The following is a 2,031-nucleotide window of genomic DNA, read 5'->3' on the forward strand; positions in this document are numbered from 1 at the left end:
CTGGAACTATTGAAGAATTCGAATCGGCAGTTAATAAGCGCCATTGCGACAATAAGCACGGTGAAATTTATCGTCATGTCATTTCGTTGCTGAAATTACGGTTTAACCTGTCATAAAGAGATGAATATTTAACCCTCGCCGATATTTTTCGGCATCAATTAATACATCAATCCAAATTAAGGAAAGCCACGATGGAACTTACTATCGCGGGCGCCCCCATCGTGCGTCCTGAAATTAAATTTGACCCGATTCGGTCAATCGAACATCACCGCTCAAATATCGTCACGGGCCAGAGCTTCAAAAACAAAAGCTGGCTGCAACGGTTATTCGAGCAGCTTATTGCAACGGTTAATCAGAAGGTGAACCCCAATGCTTAATCCATCAAAGATACAGGCTATTCGCAAAATCATGGAAGAAATGCCGCCTGAAATAACAGAGGACTGTTACGCAGAGGCTGAGCAATTGGCGGAGAAGTCTATCGAAAGGTTTCGTGAACCGCTTAGAAAGCACTGGCCTGATGCTTACACATCGCTAGCCTGTGAGTACATGGAAGATAGCGATGTTGATTATCAGGAAGCCGAGAGTCAGCGAGTATTCGACGCCATTTTCCACCGTGTGAAGGTTGGGCGGGCTTTTTGGATTTATGACAGGCAGAACAGCACGGAGGATGCAGAATGAGCACGGCATTAACAACAATGGCAGGGAAGCTGGCTGAGCGTCTCGGTATGGAGCCAGGTACGGACTTGATGAATACCCTTAAGAATACGGCGTTCAAGGGGGGTAACGTCACGGACGAGCAATTTACCGCCCTACTTATCGTTGCCAACCAGTACGGGCTTAACCCGTGGACGAAAGAGATTTACGCATTCCCTGATAAGGGCGGCATTGTCCCGGTTGTTGGTGTAGATGGTTGTGCGCGGATCATTAACGAACATCCTCAGTTCGACGGAATGGAATTCGGCTACGACAAGGAAGAGGGGGCTTGCACCTGCAAGATTTACCGCAAAGATCGCAAACACCCCACGGTAGTAACCGAATACATGGGCGAGTGTAAGCGCAATACCCAGCCGTGGCAATCACACCCCACCCGTATGCTGCGCCACAAGTCACTTATTCAGTGTGCACGCATGGCATTTGGGTTTGCTGGCATTTACGACAGCGACGAAGCAGAGCGGATCATCGAAAGCAGCCCGGCAAGCGTTGTTGTTGGACAACAAACAGACGAGCGTCGCCCTGCACTCATTGCCCGGTGCGAAGAGGCGGCTCAGATGAGCATGGAAGTCTTCGCAGAAACATGGAAAAACCTGACCCACGAAGAGCGCCAGATTATCGGCAATGCAGAGAAAGAGCGCATCAAAAAAAGCATTCCCGTCGACGCAGAATATAGCGAGGTGGATCATGCAACAGCGCAGTGATGAATGGTTTTCCGCCCGTTGTGGCAACGTCACCGCCAGTCGCCTGTCTGACGTAATGGCAAAAACCAAATTAGGCTATTCCGCCAGCCGCCAGAACTACATTGCAGAGCTTATCTGCCAGCGCCTAACTGGAAAGGTGGAAGAAAGTTACGCAAACTCGGCCATGCAGCGCGGCACTGAACTTGAACAGGTGGCGCGGGAGATGTACCTGCTTAACCAGTTTGACGCAGAAGTTACAGAAGTGGGATTTATCCCCCATCCAGAGATCGTAGGATTTGGTGCGTCGCCTGATGGCCTAGTCGGAAATGATGGCCTGATAGAAATAAAATGCCCCAACACATGGACGCATTTAGAAACCATCAAGACCGGTAAGCCGAAAAACCAATACCTCCTACAGATGCACGCCCAAATGATGTGTACGGGCAGGAAATGGTGTGATTTTGTCAGCTATGACGACAGGCTACTGCCAGACCTTGCCTATTACCAGTTGAGAATTCATCAGGAGGATAAACTGGTTGCTGAAATAGAGGAGGCGTTAAGGCAGTTTCTGGCTGAACTTGAAAACGAACTTGAGGCTATCAGGAAATTATCCAGGGTGGCAGCATGAGTGCATGCA

Annotated in this window: 4 protein-coding genes; all 4 read left to right on the top strand. The window is 49.4% G+C overall.

The window, feature by feature from the left end; genetic code table 11:
• Window positions 1-191: 191 nt before the first annotated feature.
• From QZ506_RS13960 to QZ506_RS13975, 4 genes are read left to right on the top strand one after another with little or no spacing between them, the layout of a single operon-like run.
• Window positions 192-377, top strand: a complete 186-nt coding sequence (locus QZ506_RS13960) for a hypothetical protein (RefSeq protein WP_291971827.1) — start codon at window positions 192-194, stop codon at window positions 375-377.
• Entirely contained in the window at window positions 370-678 is a 309-nt protein-coding gene (locus QZ506_RS13965; protein ID WP_291971829.1) for a hypothetical protein, read from the top strand. The genes QZ506_RS13960 and QZ506_RS13965 overlap by 8 nt, the downstream gene beginning before the upstream one ends.
• A complete protein-coding gene (locus tag QZ506_RS13970; RefSeq protein ID WP_291971831.1) occupies window positions 675-1,415 on the top strand; it encodes a recombinase RecT in 741 nt (246 codons plus the stop codon). The genes QZ506_RS13965 and QZ506_RS13970 overlap by 4 nt, the downstream gene beginning before the upstream one ends.
• Window positions 1,399-2,022, top strand: a complete 624-nt coding sequence (locus QZ506_RS13975) for a lambda exonuclease family protein (RefSeq protein ID WP_291971833.1) — start codon at window positions 1,399-1,401, stop codon at window positions 2,020-2,022. Before QZ506_RS13970 ends, QZ506_RS13975 begins: the two co-directional genes overlap by 17 nt.
• Window positions 2,023-2,031 lie beyond the last annotated feature (9 nt).

The organism is Candidatus Symbiopectobacterium sp. (genome assembly GCF_020054415.1).
Classification (GTDB): domain Bacteria; phylum Pseudomonadota; class Gammaproteobacteria; order Enterobacterales; family Enterobacteriaceae; genus Symbiopectobacterium.